At 55.2% G+C, this 19,137-nt stretch carries 9 protein-coding genes; 1 reads left to right on the top strand and 8 read right to left on the bottom strand.

Annotated features, from left to right (window positions below; genetic code table 11):
- Window positions 1-199: 199 nt before the first annotated feature.
- The 7 genes from VFO10_RS00985 to VFO10_RS00955 form a co-directional block, all read right to left on the bottom strand.
- Window positions 200-4,873 (bottom strand): polyketide synthase, encoded by a 4,674-nt coding sequence (locus tag VFO10_RS00985; protein WP_325136792.1) that lies wholly within the window; start codon window positions 4,871-4,873, stop codon window positions 200-202.
- On the bottom strand, window positions 4,870-5,667 hold the full coding sequence (locus tag VFO10_RS00980; RefSeq protein WP_325136791.1) for an alpha/beta fold hydrolase: 798 nt from the start codon (window positions 5,665-5,667) through the stop codon (window positions 4,870-4,872). Before VFO10_RS00980 ends, VFO10_RS00985 begins: the two co-directional genes overlap by 4 nt.
- Window positions 5,664-11,714 carry a non-ribosomal peptide synthetase gene (locus tag VFO10_RS00975; protein WP_325136790.1) on the bottom strand — a complete coding sequence of 2,017 codons (6,051 nt, stop codon included), beginning with the start codon at window positions 11,712-11,714 and terminating at the stop codon, window positions 5,664-5,666. The genes VFO10_RS00980 and VFO10_RS00975 overlap by 4 nt, the downstream gene beginning before the upstream one ends.
- Window positions 11,715-11,870: 156 nt before the next feature.
- Entirely contained in the window at window positions 11,871-12,674 is an 804-nt protein-coding gene (gloB, locus tag VFO10_RS00970; protein WP_325136789.1) for a hydroxyacylglutathione hydrolase, read from the bottom strand.
- Window positions 12,675-12,752: 78 nt separating this feature from the next.
- Window positions 12,753-13,997, bottom strand: a complete 1,245-nt coding sequence (locus VFO10_RS00965) for a hypothetical protein (RefSeq protein ID WP_325136788.1) — start codon at window positions 13,995-13,997, stop codon at window positions 12,753-12,755.
- Window positions 13,998-14,016: 19 nt separating this feature from the next.
- The gene (locus tag VFO10_RS00960; protein ID WP_325136787.1) at window positions 14,017-14,928 is read right to left on the bottom strand and encodes a hypothetical protein; all 912 of its coding nucleotides are present in this window, start codon (window positions 14,926-14,928) and stop codon (window positions 14,017-14,019) included.
- A gap of 405 nt (window positions 14,929-15,333) precedes the next feature.
- On the bottom strand, window positions 15,334-16,113 hold the full coding sequence (locus VFO10_RS00955) for a tRNA threonylcarbamoyladenosine dehydratase (RefSeq protein WP_325136786.1): 780 nt from the start codon (window positions 16,111-16,113) through the stop codon (window positions 15,334-15,336).
- A 494-nt stretch (window positions 16,114-16,607) separates the two neighbouring features.
- Between VFO10_RS00955 and VFO10_RS00950 the strand changes: the two genes are divergently transcribed.
- A complete protein-coding gene (locus VFO10_RS00950) occupies window positions 16,608-17,375 on the top strand; it encodes a DUF3025 domain-containing protein (RefSeq protein WP_325136785.1) in 768 nt (255 codons plus the stop codon).
- Here the strand turns inward: VFO10_RS00950 and VFO10_RS00945 are convergent.
- Window positions 17,372-19,137: hypothetical protein (locus VFO10_RS00945; RefSeq protein ID WP_325136784.1), on the bottom strand; the 1,766-nt coding region annotated here is incomplete at its 5' end. The genes VFO10_RS00950 and VFO10_RS00945 overlap by 4 nt on opposite strands.

Raw genomic sequence — 19,137 nt, 5'->3', positions numbered from 1 at the left:
TTCTTTATGCGTGTGATCTTTGCTCTGAGATCACCACCTGGTCAAGCGTAAAGTAGTCCTGGAAAGAGAAGAAAACAGAATCATCTTCAAACCCTGGGACTTTCCGACGCTGGAGACTCGCTCCATTGTCGAGCACAGGTGAATGATGAAGGAAACTGAGAGTTTTGTCCAATCACGTTCGCTTATGCGTGTCCATGAATTACTCTGCGGCTATCTGCCAGTATTCTCCAAGTTGATCGGGATTTTCAATAAAAAGGCCGGGTTGGCCATCGCTGTCAAGAGCGAGGAATGATCCCCGATAACGCGGCATGCGTAGCACTCCGTGATCGTTTGCGAATTCAATTTCGCCTTCGTGGACGAGTCGATTTAAAAATCCTGGCAATGGTTCGTTCACAGGCTTTTGAATTGGCGAGCCAGCCAACGCTTCAGGCGCAGTTTCCTGGACTTTTGCCGGGAATTCGATTGTGCTCAATGTTTTAGCGGGAGCCGCGGCCGGAACGCTCCCTTGCGCGTCTTTCACATGCCCGACAAGTCCTGTCAGCAGCTCGATTTGCTTATTCATCAGAGTCATTTGCTGCTGCAGCAGGCTGCCAATGGTTGTGGCATCCAACGTAGCTGGCATGCTCACTTGCGGTGACATCGGCATTGGCGGGGTCGCGGCAACTGCCGGAGTCTCTTGCGGTATAAGGCTTTGCAGGTGCGCAGCCAAAGCCTGGAGATTTTGCAGCTCGTTTTGCAGCATGTTGACATTCATGTTGATGCCCCATTCTTTTTGCATTTTAAGCGACCATTGAGTGAGCAGAAGCGAATCGAGGCCAAGGCTCACCCACGAGGATTCCGACGCCAGATCCCTGGCTTCAAGGCCACTGATCTGAGCGAGGGATGCGCTGAGTTTTTTCAGCCAATGATCGGAAGCGAAAGGCGCGGATGGAGCCCTGCTCATGCCGGGCTCGGGTTTGATGGAACGCAGCGGAGCGGCTTCGCGAGGCGCGATGGCTTTGGGTTCCGCCCACAGTCTTTCGCCCTGGAACGGATACACAGGCGCGGAAATCACACGACCTTCGCGCGGCACGAAGATGTTGACTCCGTAGTTGGACATTTCGCTGATGCCTTCCGCGAAGGCGGTATCCTCGCCTCCATTGGCCGCGCTTTTGGGGAGCAGGGCCAGTGAGGGCCAGCGACCCTCTTCCCGCAGGATTTGCTGAACGAAGCGACTCAGGGCATCCCGCGGTCCGGCTTCTACAAAAAGAGCATCCTGCAGCGTGGAGGCGAACTGAACAGCGCCCATGAAGTTGACCGGCTGGCGAATCTGATCCACCCAATACTTCAGAGACAGGGCTTCGTCATCGCGAAGCCGCTGGGCTGTGACTGTCGAAATAATCGGCAAGGAAGGCTTGTGCCGGGGCACATCCTGAATGGCTTTACGGAATTCATCCAGGACCTCATCCATCATGGCTGAATGAAAGGCGTGTGATGTATCCAAGGCTTTGAAGGCTATGCCCTTGGCTTTGAGAACCGGCATGAAGGCATCAACGTCGGCGCGTTCGCCTCCGACCACGCAGGCTTCATTGCTGTTGATCACGCAAAGGTTCAGGCTCTGTGGCAGAAGACCCTGGAGTTTTTCCCGCGGCGCACGGACCGCCAGCATCGTGCCTGGACGCGCTGACTGCATAACCCGCGCGCGATGATAGACAAGGTGCACAGCGTCATCAAAGCGGAAAACTCCAGCCACGGTCGCGGCTGCGATTTCGCCGATGCTGTGGCCCATCACGGCGGCAGGTTTTAATCCGCTTTCCAGAAGGCTTTGTGCCAAGGCCCATTCCAAACAGAAAAGAGCGGGCTGGGTGTAAAGCGTGGAACTCAAAAGCGGCCCGCATTCGGATTCAACGCCATCCAAAGCCAGAGTCAGGTCCAGATCAAAACGCTGCTGAAACGCGGTCAGCGCTTTTTCATAATGAAGCCTGAAGCGCGGCCATGCCTGAGCCAGGTCATGACCCATGTTCGTATACTGACTGCCTTGACCCGGGAACATCAGCACCAGCGGAAGGGCTTTCTCCGGATAATACTGGGCGTTCTTTTTAAGGCGCGTCAGGGCCAGCTGCCAGTCCTGAGGACCACGGCCTGTCACGCTTTGCCTGTGAGGAAAACGCGAGCGGAAACGGCCCATCGTATAGCAAAGGTCATGGGCGCTGACCGCGGCGTCATTCCACGATGCGCTCAGGGATTCCTGCAGTCTTTGTGCGGTCTGAGGATCACGCGCCGACCAGCTGAGGGTCAACCAGGGATCGAGTTCATCGAATGATTTCGCCTGCCCGTGGGAAGTCGGTGCGGCTTCCAAAAGAACATGGGAATTGGTGCCGCCGACTCCAAAGGAACTGACGCCCGCGCGTCGCGGTGCTGACGGCGGCCAGCTCTGCAAGGTCTTCGGAATATGGAAAGGACTTTGATTCAAACGGAGTTCTGGATTCAAGGGATAGGCATGCAGCGCCGGAGGGATTTCACCTTTTTCCAGCACAAGCGCGGCCTTGATCAGACCGATGGTGCCGGCGGCGGCTGTCAGATGGCCGATGTTGGCTTTTACCGAACCGAGCGCACAGAAATGCTGATCCTGCGTGTGAACTTGGAAAACTTTCCGCAGGCCCTCGATCTCGATGGGATCGCCAATGGGTGTGGCGGTGCCGTGACATTCCATATAAGAGACGGTGCGAGGCGACCAGCCCGATCTTTCGTAAGCCTTGGCTATGGCCTGGGATTGGCCTTCGACGCTGGGGGCCGCGAAGCTGCTTTTATTGCGACCATCATTATTCAAAGCCCAGCCATGGATCACGGCACGGATGGGATCACCATCGGCCAGGGCTTTATCCAGGCGTTTCAGGACGACCACCGCGCTGCCGTCCGAGAAAAGGGTCCCGGTGGCGTCGGCGGCAAAGGGCCGGCAATGTCCATCCCGACTGAAGATGCCGCCTTCCTGATAAAGATGGCCGCTGTGCATGGGCGCATTCACAGATGCTGCCCCGGCCAGCACAAGATCGGCTTCATCGGTCAGAAGAGTTTTGATCCCTTCCACCACAGCGACCAGAGACGTTGAGCAGGCGGTGTGCACCGAAACCGCCGGACCCTTCAGATCCAGGTAGTAGGCGATATGGGTCGCGACATAGTCCTTGTCGTTCCCCATCTGCGCGAAGAATTCCTCTTCGGAATGCGGCGTGGCATGACCCATCATGAGATTGCGTGATTGATAGCTCGTGTTGCCGACACCCGCATAAACTCCGATGCGGGCCGTCTGCCGCCGGTGGGCCCAGCCGGCATCTTCCAGAGCCTGCCAGCACGTTTCCATCAGAACGCGCTGCTGGGGATCCATGAAGATCGCTTCCCGGCGATTCATGCTGAAGAACTCATGATCGAAGCGATCCCCATCTATGACGCCGCGTGATGCCACATAATTGCGATGGCTGATGAGAGACTCGGGCAGTGATGCATCCAGCTCGTCCGCTTTGAAGTGCGTAAGCCCTTCGCGGCCTTCGCGAATCATCGACCAGAATTCCTGAACATTGCGGGCCCCGGGGACTTTGCACGCATAGCCGATCACGGCAATGGCATCACTCGTGATGGCAGGCGAGTCCTTGGCCAAGGGCTCGGACGCAGGCGGAGCTTCCTCTTGCACAGGCGGCAGCTCATTTTTCTGCATCATGAGAGCCTCGGCGAGTTCGCGCGGACGCAGATGCATATAGAGAAGAGTAATCGGCACCTGGCGACCCAGAGCCTGGCCAAGGGCCTGGCAAACTCTGATGGCGAGGAGGGAATTGCCACCGTAATCAAAGAAATTATCATCCACCTGCAAGGACGCTGGGTAGAGAAGATCATTCATGGTCTTGAGCACAAGGGTCTGCATGACCTCGTCTTCGGCGTTAAGCTGAGCCATGACCGGCTCGGGGCTGGGAAGAAGAGGCTGCGGTTCAGGCTGAGCCGTCGGTTCCGACTCGACAGTGCTGGGGATCGGCACCAGCTCGGGATCTCGCTGGACTTTCACTTCGCTTTGGTCGAGCGCCATGATCGGTTGCAGGAATTTTTCCTGGATCCAGATCTGCACAAGGCGCATGAAGCGCTTGCGATCCTCGACCAGGGAAAAAAGATGATCAACGTCAGGCCAGAATTCCAGCTGAAGCTTCTTTTTGAAGTTCACGCCCTTAAGCATGGCAGCAAACTGATTTTTATAGCTGTACCAGGGATGAAATCCTCCGGTATAGATCACGAGCATTTCCGTGCCGCGGTCCACCAGTTTTTGAGTATCCGTGGCCGCATCCGCCTGCGTGGGATAATTGGGATCGAGGAAATCATTCGCCGGGGCCAGGGCCTTCGTTTGCGCCCATGGCAGGAATGCCCTTGTCAGATAGCGATTCCAGCGTTTGGGACTGAAGATCCGCTTCAGGAAAAATTGAAACTCATGGCGGAAGGTCGGATAGACAAAGCTATCGACCATCACGAGTCCGCGAATCCGTGGATCCTGCCTCGCATGATACCAGGCATCGACCGCGCCTGAACAGATTCCAATCGAGATCATGTCCTTGATCTGGTAGCGGTCTTCCAATATCTGCGCGGCATCATGGATATCGCGCGTGAACATATCCTGGATCGAGGCGTCGTGTTCAGCCAGATCGCTGTCCCCAAGACGCGAAAGGTCAAAGCGAATGACGGTGAAGCCGAGTTGAGCCATTTTTTCGGCCAGTTCCACATGAACGCGGAAAGGGCCGATCCGATGGGATATGCCTGTGTTCCAGAGCAGAACGCCCACCGAACGCGGCTGGTTTTCCGCTTCATGGATGACACCGATCAGGTGCTCTTGTCTGCCAAAACGCAGAGCGATTCTACTCATTCGTTTGTCTCCCAGAGAGCCTGAATCCGCCGCAAATGAGCGGCAGGAAAGGCGCGAATCTTGATATAGCGTTCATCACCCCAAAACATGGGCTCGCCGACATGCTGCAGGTCGATCGTTACACCCTGCTTTTGCCAGTTCTGGCTGGCGTCGCGAACCACAGGATCCGTGGCGCTCAGTATGATATGCAGCGAATCGGCTTTTGGAAGCAGAAGAACGGGACTGACGGCTGCGATTTGGGAACGCCAGGATTCCGACCATGGAAAGCCCCAGCACTGTTCCTTTCCATAGCGCCATGAAGGAAAGGGCGGCTCGATCGGATTCAGCTGAAACATCCGCGCATGGGAGGCTTCCATTTCCCGCAGATAATGAATGCCATCGACGATGGGATCCCAAAGGACAAGGCGATGCACCTTCCGCTGCTGACTGGCGCGGATCGCCAACGCTGCGCCCAGACGCAGGCCCAGAAGCGAGATGCGCGTGCCGGGAGATTGCTCCTCAGCAAAGACGCAGACTTTGAGTACGTCCTGGAGCCAGCTGTCCATCGAAACGCAGTCGGAGCTGCCCTCGGAATCACCCGTGCTGCTGTAATCAAAGCGAAGCACATGATAACCGTCTTCCTGAAGGCGTCGCGCAAGTTGTCCCAGAGCTGCCTGGGAGCGCATGATTTCCTGCGGAGCGGGTGGACAGATGATGATGGTTTCCTGTGCACGGTTTTCTGCAGGATAATGCAGCGCGAAAATCTGCTGATCCATCGAATTCAGAAAGAGGGGGTGACTTCGTAGGGCGGTCATGACCGTTCTCCTCCGATACGATTGGCTGCGGGAACTTCAGCCGGCAACTGCGAGGCGAGCTGAGCGAGATTCATCAGAAGAAGATCCCGAACTTTGAAGCTTGCGCCCAGTTCCTGCTGACAGCGATGCAAAACTTTCAAGGCCAAAAGTGAATGGCCGCCAAGGTCAAAGAAATTATCCGAACGGCGAACTTTTTTGATGCCTATCATCTCGCGCCAGATCGCAGCGATGCGTTCTTCGCTCGGATGAAGACCGGCTTCAGCATGGGCTTTGACACTGACCGGCTGCTCTTTCTCCTCCCGAGGGGGCGGCAGGGCTTTTTTGTCGATTTTACCGCTGCCTGTCAAAGGAAACTGGGGCAGCACCACAAGATGATTCGGCAGCATGTAGTTCGGCAGAGTCTGCCGCAAAGCCTGCAGAAGGAGAGGCAGCGTCATGGCCTTGCCGTTCTGCAGGACTGCATAGGCGACAAGGCGTTGATCACCGGGTTGATCCTCACGCACGATGACGACGGCCTGCTTGATTTCAGGCAGGCTCGTCATGGAGTTCTCGATCTCACCGAGTTCGATGCGATAGCCGCGCAGCTTGATCTGGTTATCCTTCCGGCTGATGTATTCGATCTGTCCGTCGGCACGATAGCGGCAGAGGTCGCCGGTATCATAGACGCGAGCGTTGGCCTGGAAGGGATGTGCGACAAACTTTTCCTGGGTCAGATCCGGACGATTGCGATAGGCTCGCGCCAGAGCAGGTCCACCGAGGTAAAGCGATCCGATCGTGCCGGGTGGCAAGGGACGTTTTTGATCGTCCAGAATATAGGCTTCATACTGCGGCAGCACGCGGCCTATGGTGATAGGCCCGTCGGCATCGGTGATGCGTGATGCGGTAGCCCATACTGTGGCTTCGGTTGGCCCATAGACATTCCAAAGCACGCGGGTGCGCGGAATGAGTTCACGAGCCAGATCACGCGGCAGAGCCTCGCCACCGCAGAGCGCAGTGAGTTCCTTTTGACCAAACCAACGGGATTCCAGCAAAAGGCGCCAGGTCGCGGGCGTGGCCTGGAGAAGATTGATGCGATGATCGGCCAGGGCTTTGATCAAAGCCGGGCCATCCATGACCTTATCCTGTTCCACAAGGGTCAGGCAGCCACCCCAGGCCAGAGTTCCAAATATTTCGAGCACCGAGATATCAAACGAGATGGTGGTGATGGCCAGGGTCTTTGGGTCCTCGGGAATGTCGACGGCAGCATGGAAGGACTGGAGAAAGCAGGCCACGGCTCCATGCTGAATCTCAACGCCCTTGGGTTTGCCCGTCGAGCCCGAGGTATAGATGATATACGCAAGATCGGTTGGAGCCGGCAGCGGCCCTTGATCAAGAGCGGGATCGAGCGCGCTCCAGCTGGTCTTATCCTTATCAAGGCAAAGGAAGGGCACGGGTGTCGCGCGCAGAAGATCGACCAAGGACGATTCGGTCAGAATCAGTTTGGTCTTCGCATCATCGACCATATAATTCAGGCGATCGACGGGGAAGTTGGGATCCAAAGGCAGATACGCGGCGCCGGCCCGCAGGGTCGCCAGCATTCCGACGATCAGATCGAGTTTACGGCTGTGGCAGATGCCGACGACCGAGCCCGGCTGAACACCTTTTTGCCTGAGCACCTGAGCCAGCTGCCGGGAGCGTTTATCGAGTTCACCCCAGTTCAGACTTCCGCCATGCAGATCGCGGACCACAACCTGCTCGGGAGACATCCGGGCCCTTTTTTCCAGAATCTCCGGCAGCGTCTTTTCCGAAGGCGAGGGCAGACTGCTGTGATTTCTGGTACGGATCAAATCCTCCTGCTGGGCTGGAGAGACCAGAAGAGGCTGCGTTAAATCCTGCTCGGGATTCGCCAGGAGGGCATCGAGGAGCTGACGGAAACTCAGCGCCAGGCTTTCCATCGTGCCCTGCTCCCAAAGGTCGAGGCGGAAATTGAAACCTGCATAGGTAGTCTGCGCATGGCGCTCGACCCACAGAATCAAATCCGTATCGACCGTGGTGTTGGGCAGACGCATATGCTCCACGATGGTGGAACCGAACTGAACACGCTGCAGGGATTGATCCTGATAGAAGAACATGCTGTTATAAAGCGGTGTACGGCCCGGATCGCGCGTCAGTTTCAAAGCCGCGATGATATTCTCAAAGGGCAGATCACTGTGCGTCATGGCCTCGGTAGTCATGGCTTTGACCCGTTCGATCAGCTGCACAAACTTCATGGCAGGATCCAGTTTCTGCCGCAGAGCCACCACATTGATAAAGTTGCCGAGCAGTTCGAACACTTCCACCTGCTGGCGCCCATGCACGGGAGTTCCGATGACAAGATCGCCCTGTCCGGACACGCGATAGAGGAGGGTGTAGTAGGCGGCGAGCAGCACGTGATAAACCGTGCAGCCCAGGGTCTTGGCTATATGCTGAAGCTTGGTATCCAGAGCCTGATCCCAAGGGATCCAGGCCGTGGAGGCTTTGTGATTCAGCTGAGCCGGGCGGCTGAAGTCGTAGGCCAGTTCCAGCGGCTCAGGAATGTCCTGATAGACGTTCATCCAGTACTGCATCTCCTCGCGGATATGCGGTGCTTCAAGCTCCGCCTGGCGCTGACGGGCATAGTGCGAGAAATTGAAAGCCGGGATCTGCGGCGTGGCGCGGCCGGAGACCAGGACTTCCTTGTAAAGGCGCTGAATGCTCTTCCAAAGAACTCCGTAGGAAAAACCATCCCAGAATATGTGATGGGTGATCAGGAAGAACACGCTCGAATCGGTGTTCAGACGGAAAAGCCCCATGCGGAAATTCGGAACCTGGGTAGGATCGAGTTTTTCGCGGGAAAGATCGATGATCGCGGCCTTGACCTCGTCCAGACTCATATTGGGTTTCTCCCGTCCATGAATGCGGAGTTCGGGTGCAAAGGGCGGGCTGAGCTGAAGGGCATAGCCATCATCGGTGGGAACGGCTGCCATGCGCAGGCTTTCCTGTTCAATGATCAAAGCTTCGATAGCGCGGCGGAAGGCCTGGAAATCCATGGCCCCCTGAATCTGCCAGGCGCTCACAAGGTTATGGACGGTCGTGTCGGGATAAAAATCCTCGACGAAGAGCATCCGGGCCTGCGAGGGTGTGATGGGCATCGGGGCTGTCGCCTGCGTGGGAAGTGAGTCGGGATTTTTCTTCACCACGGGCGTTGGTTCGGGAGCCTGGGTCGCGACCACAGGCGCTGGCTCGGCTGCGGCCTTCACTTCGGGCGCTGCAGGCTTTTGCGTGTCGCGCTGTTCCAAAGGATGTGGCAGCTGCTTCCGATCCGTTTTTCCATTCGGAAGAAGCGGCATCTTTGCTAGCACAACATAATGCGCCGGCAGCATATAGTTCGGCAGTTTATCCTTGACCAGCTGACGAATCTGCCGTTCATCAAAGGCCGCCGTTGCAACCACATAAGCCACAAGCCGCGGATCATCCGGACCAAAGTCCTTCACAGCTGTGAGACACTGCTCGACGCCCGGCATGCTGGCGATCACGGCTTCGACTTCACCGAGTTCCAGACGATAGCCGCGCAGCTTCACCTGATGATCGAGCCGGCCAAAGATTTCGAGCTCACCGTTCCAAAGGAAGCGGCCCGAATCCCCTGTTTTATAGGCCAAAGCAGAGACGGACGGAATCATCTGAAAGCGTTCGGCCGTCAGATCGTTACGGCCCATATAGCCCAGAGAAAGGCCTGAACCGCCGATGAAAATTTCACCTTTCTCACCAGGCAGGACGGGCGCGAGTTCTTCATCCAGAATATAAATGGCTGTGTTGGCGATCGGCCGTCCGATCGGAATAAGGCCGTCAGCTTTCTGAATGCGATGGATGGTGCTCCACACTGTGGTTTCCGTCGGACCATACATGTTCCAGACTTCGTCCACGATCGGCAGAAGGCGTCGCGCGATATCGAGCGGGAAGGGTTCCCCTCCACAAAGAGCTTTGCGGATTTTCGAGCCTTTCCAGCCTGCGTCCAAGAGGAGCCGGAGTTTTGAAGGCGTGGCCTGGATGCAGGTGATGCCTTCCTCTTCCACAAGGTGCCTCAGAAGATTGCCGTCCTTGCCTTCCTCGGCGCTGACGAGATAGAGACTCGCGCCGCAGAGGAGCGGGAGCAGGAGCTCCAGAACGGCAATATCAAACGAAAGAGTCGTGACGGCCAGGACGTGGTCCGAGCTGCTGAGCCCTGGAGCTTCCTGCATGGAGAGAAGGAAGTTCACGACCGAACGATGACCGAGCAGCACGCCTTTGGGCTGTCCCGTGGATCCTGAGGTATAAATCACATAGGCGATCGACGAAGGATCATGACCGGGGTCCTGCCATTGATCAGCCATATGCTCCGGCAATTTTCTTTGCACTTCATTCCAGACCCACGCGCTGCAGGTGGTCTCGATCAGAGGCCGCATGCTTTCTTCACAGAAGGCTCCTTTGATTTTGGAGTCTTTCATCATGAATTGCAGGCGATCGGCTGGAAACTCTGGGTCGAGTGGCACATAGCCGACACCGGCGCGCAGAACTCCGAGCAGGGCCACGAGCATCGCCGGCGTGCGGGAAAGAGCGATTCCGACCAGATCCCCGGGACCAAGACCTTGGCTTTGAAGCCAAAGCGCGAGCTGTTTCGACTGCATATCAAGCTGTCGATAGCTAAGATCACCCGAGCGGCTGCGAATCGCAATCGCGTCGCCGGCTTTTTGCAGCGAAGGGGCAAGCAGCTGGGGAATGGTTTGTTCCAAAGGCCAGGCCTGGTATGTGCTGTTCCACCTTTGCCAAAGGGGCAGAATGATATGTTCGGTAGGCAAGGCCTTCAGCGGCTGTTCCACCGACTCGCTCCACATTTCCGCGAGTTCTTTGAGTAGCGCAGCGAGGCTGAGCGGAACTTCAGAATCCCAGACGCCATCGCTCCAGGTCAGGAACGTTTCGCCATCTCCATCGGGGCAAAGCCACAGAAGATCGGTAGGACCGGCATCACTGCTCAGAATGCGGAGCTGCTGCGCTTCGCTGGATGCAGGCAAAAGCCCCACACCCACCCAAAGTCCAGCGGCCCATTTTTGATCGGAAGGATGCGGCATGGGCACCCAAGCCGCCTGCTCACCGGCGCGCAGGAAGTCGGTAAAATTATTGTCTAGGCTGCAGGCGACTTGAAGGGCCTCCCAACCGCTGCTGGATGTCACATGCGGGGTTTTGGGGAAGCGGAGGCTGTTTTTGAAAAGAATGGGACCTATATCGTCGGGGAAGAGTCTCTGCAAAGCCGCACGCATCAAAATCGCCGCCACCGTAAAGGAAGGCAGACCAAGACTGCGGGCGTGATCGCTCATTTTTTGCCAGGAGTGAGCCGGCAGACGGAAAGAGCAGCTGCCGCTTTTTCCAGGCTCATGGGCCTTCCTGGGAAGACTCGGAGGCAGCTGAGGAGCATGGGACTCGGACATTTTCTGAGCATTGGCCCAGGCCGTTTTTTGCAGAATATCGAGTCGTTCGCGAGCCATGATCTCGCGCTGCGTGGGCGAGGGGGCCAGCATCTTAAACTGCAATTCAAGATGAGCCAGCGCCGCATGCAGCATGCCGGCATCGGCGATGGATGTATGCGCTGCGAGGCAGACTAAAAATCCGCCTTCATCCGTGACGGCCACCAGGGCTTCCCACAGTTGACCCTGTGCTCTATCGATGCGGATCAGCGCGTTGACCTCTTCATTCCAGCCTTTGTGAAGCACCTGCTCCAGGAGATCGGCCTGATCAAGCAGACGCCAGTGGACTTTTTGGGTTTCCCGAATCGCGAGGGCCTTGCCTTCCGGGCTTAAGGAAGCGCGCAGAAGCGGGAAGAGTTCCAGCACCGCCTGCATTTTCTTTTCGAAGCGCGCGGCATCCCAATTTTCCGTCATGCGGATCAGGGCGGCTTCCCATCGGGGCTCCCCTGTTCCTTGACTGCCGCCTTGCCATCCACGGGGCAAAGGAACACTGCAGACCAAACGTTCCACCGGAGTTTGGAGCTTCACTTTTTTGAAAGGCCATGTGCTCACAGTACGCCTCACGAAAACCAGGTTCTTCGGGACCATTCCGCTCTTAGGTTTCGACGCAAGACGCAATGATCTTTACTGGTTTGTAAGCAACCAAAAAGAGTTGAAGGAAAAGCACAGGGGAAGGGCTGATTTTTTTTCGAAAGGACCAAAGGCCTATCAGCCTTTGAAACTATCCTTGCCGGTACGCAGCCAGGCGAACACCTGAGCGGCTGGGTTTGATGCGAGGCCGATCGCCTCGCGCATCGGAGTTTGATCCGCCTGCAGAAAGGGATTGTAGGCAATTTCTGCCGCCAGCTGCGTGGGGACCGTGGGAACGCCACGACTGCGGAGAGACTGAAGCTCGGCAATGTAATTCAAAAGACCGAGCGCATAGGACGGGAGACTCTGTGCATAACGGGCGTTGCTCAGAGTGTATTCATGCGCGCAGCAGACGCGGGTTGTTCCGGGCAGGCTACGAATCTTCGCAAGGCTGTTCCACATTTGGTCCGCCGTGCCTTCGAAGAGACGGCCGCAGCCGAGCGCGAAGAGCGTATCACCGCAGAAGAGAATATCAGCCGCGGGGATATGATAAACACAGTGTCCCAGCGTGTGACCCGGAGTCTCCATGACATCGACGCGCCAGGTTCCGAGTAAAAATTCATCCTGATCCTTGACGGTCTGGGTGATGCCCGGGATGCGATCTTTATCAAATTCGGAGCCATAAATCGCGCAGGCGTATTTTTCCTGCAGAATCCGATTGCCCCCCACATGGTCGCCATGATGATGCGTATTCCAGATAGCATCGACCGTCCAGCCACGAGTTTCCAAAAATTCAATAACGGGCTCGGCCTCGGCCGGATCAATCACGACCGTTTGGTGACTGGGTCTATCGTGGAGTATATAAATATAATTATCCGTGAGAACGGGCAATTGGAAGAGCTGCAAGCCCTGAATGTCACAAATGAGGCGATGAGCTGTCATGTCGGGTCCTTCCGCAAGAAGCAACTCATTCTGAACTTTTTACGCGCGTCCTGCAAGTCCGTCGATCCAAACAGACCTCTATTTGCTCACATAGCCGAGGCCGACCATGAGTGCGGTCATCTCATAGAACCCTGCGCTTGGGGTATTTTCAGGGCTTTCGGCGGTTCCGTGGATATAGCTGCTATAGATCAACCAGTCGGCCGGCTTGGTGTTGAGTTCAAGGCCTGCCGTCAAATGCGTGCGGTCGAGGGCTTCAAAATCCTGTGCACCACGGCCTTGCATGGCCACCTGACCCGATGGGTCCATGATGCCCGAGCCTTTGTTTTTGGTAAAATGGCTATAGGCAAAGGACAGATGGCGGCTGGCGTGCAGCGCATAACGCGAGCCTATCACATAGCTGTGGGTATTCAGATATTCCACAGGCGCGGTCCCGCTGACGGCCTGGGTCGGGGCCTGGGCATAGAAGGTGGCTGGTGTCCAGCGCTCGTAGGAATACTGCAGATAAGGCTCGAAGCGTCCCAGGGGTTTACTGTGAACGCCGGCGCCATAGAGAGTCGGGCGATAATCGCGGCGGTAGAAACTTTGGGTGTCCGAACCCAGGGCCTTGAGTTTCAGCGTGTAATGCATATCGGTCGAAGGACGGAAGATGAAACCCAGCGTCGCGATCGAGGCGATTTCATAGCGAACGCCCAGAGCCAGGTGCAAAGAACTCGATTTATTCTCGAGTTCCAGGAAATCCTGGCCACCGACGCTGATCTTGGTGCTGTTGCTGCTGTAGTTATTCATGATGCTGAAGCCGAGACAAAGATTAGGCATGACTTTATAAGCCGAGCCGATGCCGAAGCGAAAACCTTTTTGAGTCGAATTGATTGTAGCGGTCTGATACTGGCCGTTGACAGCGATGGGAAAATCTTCGACCTTCACCGTGCTGCCGACGCCGGTCGGGACGAACATATAGCCAAAGCTCAAGGGGCCGGTGTAGCCCTTTACGCTGCCGCCCACCGAGGTCAGAGGCAGCACAGGCACGTTGATCGTTCCTGGTTTGATATTCGGGCTGGGCGTCGTGACCTGATATTTCAGGTTGGTTGGAGCGAAATCCACATAGGCGTCGCTCGTCGGGCTGGCCCAAAGATTGGCTGGATTATGGAGGATCGCTTCTCCACTGCGGCTCATGGTCACGCCGGCCCCACCAGACGCGTGGGTATAGGCGCCCTGATAATCGAAGATGTCGTTGGCGCGCGCTTTGTGAGCGCTGCAAACAAACGTCAAGCCTATCAGTGTACCTCTGGCCTTTTTCGTGAAGCTTGCCTTAAGCCTGCGCATGGACGATCCCCTCTATTTTTCACTGCGAGAACATGGTGTAGGTATCTGTCATCGTACGGCGGCCGATCGAGGTGACTGTGGTCTCGGCGGTCGCGGCCTGGCCCCGGTTATCCACCATCTGATGGTTGACCGAGATCAGCTTGGTCGTATTCTTGTCGCCAATCCAGAAGGAAACCGAGTTGGCGAGGATGTTATCGGTGTTGTCGGCGGCGCCGGCTTTCAGATAGCTCATCGAAGCGATCAAGGATTTATCCGGCGTCAGACTCACGAAATCCTGCTGCAGAATGCGGGTATCGGCGACATTGATGATGCCGACGCGGACGTTCAGATCAAATTTCACATCGTAGCTGCCGAGCTGCTCGGCGCCGTTGCCTGGAGTGGCCGCGAGTTCTGTTTGAGTGACGGTGGCATTGCCTTCGGTCATCGTCCCTTTATGAGTCAGATCGCGTTTGGCAAAGACATCGGCGATGGGTTTGGGAACTTCAAGAACGGCGAGCAGAATGAATTCGCTGATGCCGTTGTTATCCACGGATTTCACGAGGACCAAAGGAGGATTGGCACCGCCTTTATAAGGCGCCGCCAGAGCATTGGCGAAGGCTTGCGAGGGTTGGCCGTTGACGCAAAGGACAGCCATCTCGGCTGCAAATTTTGCAAGGCTCGGCTGATTGCCACAGATCATCTGAACCGCGTTTAAACTTTCCTTGGCAATGGCTTCGGTGTTGGCGGCCGTTTTCGTTTCGGCTTCGCTGGCGGTGGCGACGGGAGCGCCACTGCTATCCACAGACGCATTGCCGGTGCCGGTGGCCGCGCTGGCTCCACCTGTTGTGCCGGTTGTCTCATAGCGATTCTTATAAGGGTTTTTTTCTTCGGCGCAGGAAAAGCCGAGGAGACCGCAGATCGTGAGGATCATGCCCTGGAAAGGACGGTTCATGGTAAGTCCTCCTACCGTTCGTGTATGCCCTTTCCATTTTGCAAGGACAGGACCGCCGCAGGATGAGGGAAAAGCTCTGAAATTCATGTGAGTTAATGGATTCGAAGGGAAGGGAGAGTGATCAGTGTTCGTGATTCGAATTCGGAGTTGGGGGAAGTTTGTCGCCTAAATCACTGAAAGCATTGGATAAAATGCCGAGCAGAAAAGCGATGGAAAGCCATCGTCCTCGGACTATCGGCTCTATTCGCGGCAGCTTTTTGAATTTAAAGAGGTTTTGGCTCTTGTCTGATTTCGATTGATGCTCAACTCGTTGCGCGAAACTCCTGAATCTTTCGATTCTTACAGCTTTTGTAAAGAAGGGTTCGGGGCCCTTCCCCCATGGATACTGCAGGTCGCGGGCCAAAGTTATGAGGCTTTGGGGTCGCGCAGAAGTTCATCGAGCATGGCGGATGCCGCAGCAAAACCAAAAGCGCCGGTGACGAAGCTCGCGGCCCCATAGCCCTGCTCGCATCCGCCTTTGCCGCCTTGTCCGGCCTGGGGTTTATCGCAAACGCCGCCTTCGGGAGTTGGAAATACGGGAGCCTCGGTGCTGAAGACGGCTGGAATATGAAAGAGTCCCTCTTTGGGAAAAGCGTAGCTGTGTCTCAGTTCACGCCGAACCTGGCGAAGAAGTCCATCGCTGCTCGTCTGGGATAAATCGGCGATTTGCACCTTGGCTGGATTGCGTCGTCCGCCTGCACCGCCGACTGTGACGAGGGGAATGCGCAGCTCCTGGCAGCGAGCGATCAAAAGACACTTGTTTTTCAGGCTATCAATGGCATCGACCAGGCCATCAAAGCCGTCAGCGAGATGTTGCGCGGCTGTGCTGCTCGTGAAAAAATCTTCCACGGCATCGACCCTTAATTCAGGATTGATCGCGCGCAAACGATCGGCCATGACCTTGACCTTGCTTTGGCCTATGGTTTCTGTGAGCGTATGCAGCTGACGATTGCTGTTGCTGACGCAAATTTCATCCAGATCGATCAGAGTCAGCCGGCCCACACCGCTGCGCGCCAAGGCTTCGGCGGTCCATGAACCGACGCCGCCCACACCAATGACTGCCACGTGGGCTGTACGAAAGCGTTCGAGTGCAGCTTCGCCATAAAGGCGAGCGATTCCATTAAAGCGCTGTTGAAAACCATCCATGTTGCATCATCCTGTCGAGCATAAGGATTCTTTCCTATCCAACCCCGAGCGGTCTGTCATTAGGAATTCCTCGTTTGTGTCAGAAAAGCAGCCGTGGACGGCAGGAAGAGCCTGTCTGCACAAAAAATGAGCATATCGGACAAAGCCTTGCTGGGAGCCGACTTCCGCTTGAGCTTTGGGGAGTTTTCCACCGGGCCTGTGGATAACCTTCTGACTTTTTTCCGCGTCATAAGTGAATATCGTCATGCGAATCAACATGTTCACTCGTAATAGGCTTCACAGAACACATTGTTCTTTTAACCTCGCGCCCGGGGCTGGGGCGGGATTATAACCATAATGAATGAAGCGCTCGTTCCTGCGGCTGAGCAAGCAGCGGCAGGCCTGGGGCAAAAGAGACGAGATGACATTCCAACACAAAAAAGCCCGCGGATTCTTTTGAACCGCGGGCTTCTTTTATGTTAAGTCTGGGCTTTCCGCTGATGGAGTGAGCCAGTTTGAAATATCCACTGCAAAGCCTGCGGCTCATGGCCGAGCATCCGCGTCTTCAAGGTCTTTGGGACCGCGTTCCCGAGATCCTCACCGAGAATGATTGGCCGGATGTTCCGTTCTGGCAGAAAAAATTTGATGAGCATCCTGTCTTTCAAACACTGCCCCATGCTTTACGTCTGTTCCCGGAAATCAAGATCGGACAAAGGCGGAAGCGGAATCTCACGAAGCAAAAACGCGAGGCCGGGCGGCCTACTCTGCGGCGGTATGAAGCTTCCATCCTTGAAGATCATCAGATCCCGATGCGGGAGAGGAACCTGCATGATTATTTTAATTCCCTGGTGTGGCTCCGTTTTCCTCGTTCCAAGTTTGCGCTGCATGAGCGGGCTTATCGGTCTTATTTGGAAATGCCTCCCGCGGTGACGGGGAATCTGCGAAATGATTTGACGGATGCGCTGACGCGGTTTGATGAGGGTGGTTTGGTTTATTTTTGTGGAGCGGGGGAGGATGCCGGTGCAGTGCGGGAACTCATGCGTGGACTGGATACTGCAGGGAAAATGGAGTATGCGCGCGGAAGGCTGGAGCGGTTCGAGGTTTTCGGGCATGGGCTTATGGAAGTGTGGAATCAGGGCGGACGGAATCTGACGGCGAGTGTGTTGGTGGTTGAGATGCTTGAGTGGGAAGAGAAAGATCAGGCGCTGGCGCGCGTGCTGAGGGAGATGGCCGAACCTCGGGGGAGGTTCGGGACTTTTGTTTTGGATGGGGTGCTCTGTTAAGGGGCGAGGTCTGGGTCGACGCGACCGAAGGTGTAGGGAGAAGGCGAGGCTATGAACCATAGGCGACCGGATGTGTCGACCGTAAACCACCAGGGTTTGGCGGCCTTGTTAATCATGACGTGCTGGTAGTCGAATATGTTGTTTCCTAACTCTTTCCATTTGCGGTTAATTCTTTGCATAAAAACTGCTTTGGGGCCGCCCATAAGAACGAAAGTCGTATCGTTCCATTGAGCGGACCGAATCAACCCAAAGTCACCAACGATCCTCTTGAATTCGGTTTCTGGTGTAGAAACACCTGTTAACAGATCTATGGTAAAAAAGATCTTGAGCTTGCCTGGATTTTCAGCCTGAACAAGTACTTCCTGATTATTCAACATGACTGCATTCTCTAGAGCGGTAATCTGTCCATCACTTGCGATCTCATTTAAAGTGATGACTCTCTGGATTTGATCATCAGAGTCCAAAAGGACCAAACGTTGGCTTGTTGCAATCAGGAGATTGGAATAGCCAGCCAAAGCCTTAATCGCCTTAATGGTCTCGCCATCCTTGAGAAGAATAGGCACAGACTTCGGCCTTACGCCATCATAAACGTGAAGCGTATTTTCAAAAAAATGAAACCACCAAAGACGTCCTGAACTGTCTTCTGTGCATTGGTGCAGGCTTCCTCGTCCGCCATCATCGAGAGCGAAATTTTCGTATTTGTTCGATTCAGGTTCGTAGAGCCAATAACCATTAACGCGCGAAATACAGTATCCTCCGGATTTCAATGCGAAGACCTGGAGAGCATCCCGGAAGTTTTCTGGGGTTTTCTTCTTCTCGATTCGATCGGCTGAGATTTCAAGCTGAGTTCCATCATAAAAGGTTACAATCGTATGTCCGTCCGTGGTGTTCCAGCTTCCGGTAGCGTGGCTATCAGCAGATCCGGTCATGCTGGAATCAAAGGACGAGACAAAACTTGTCTTGATGCGGACCAATCGACTCAAATTATTGGGTCTAGAGTTGTCGATGAAATATAGGAGCTTGTCTGCGCGTTCGATGCTTTGCCCTTGAGATCGCGCGTCATGCCCTAAGCTTTTAATCGGCCAGTACAATAGATCGTTGTTGCTCTCGAAAAATCCCTTGTTACCAAGTAGTGTAAAAGTATTGTTTGAATCGTTCATCATGGGATGCAGGCTATCATTCTCGCCAGAGTCCTGCACAGGAAAGCGGCTCGGCTCCCATGTTTCTGTCATGAAATTGAATGTATAGGCACCCGCATGAAAGTAATTCAGACCATCGAACGATTTCGGATGCGAGATCTGGATAAAAATATGAGTCAGCCATGAAGGTGCTGGAAACGATATGACCGCGTCGCCAGCGATCTTATACAATCCATATGCCTCAGCCTGTTTTGACCTTCCGTAAATCCACAGGTCTCCTTTAAAATCCTCGATAAGATCAGGAGATCCCGAGAATTCATCCGTGACGTTCAGAGTCGTTCGTGTCCATGAGATGCCGTTCCAAAGGAACAGGTCGGTAGTGGATACGCCTGCAACCCATCCATTACTTAGAATTCGCCATTCCAATGCCAACGATTTTGTACTTTCAGTCGGATCAACAGCATTAGGAAGCCGAACCCATTTTTTATCGACGAGTTGTGAAATCTCGTTTATGTATGAACCCATGCAATAAATCGCATCGTGCGGCCCGACAAGAAAGGTCCAGCACCCATGAATAAGATTATCATCTGTCGTGACGGCAATCGGTTCGAGCTTTAAAAACT

It is taken from the genome of Oligoflexus sp. (genome assembly GCF_035712445.1).
In the GTDB taxonomy this organism is placed as follows: domain Bacteria; phylum Bdellovibrionota_B; class Oligoflexia; order Oligoflexales; family Oligoflexaceae; genus Oligoflexus.
This window is presented reverse-complemented; position numbering and strand designations above follow the sequence as displayed.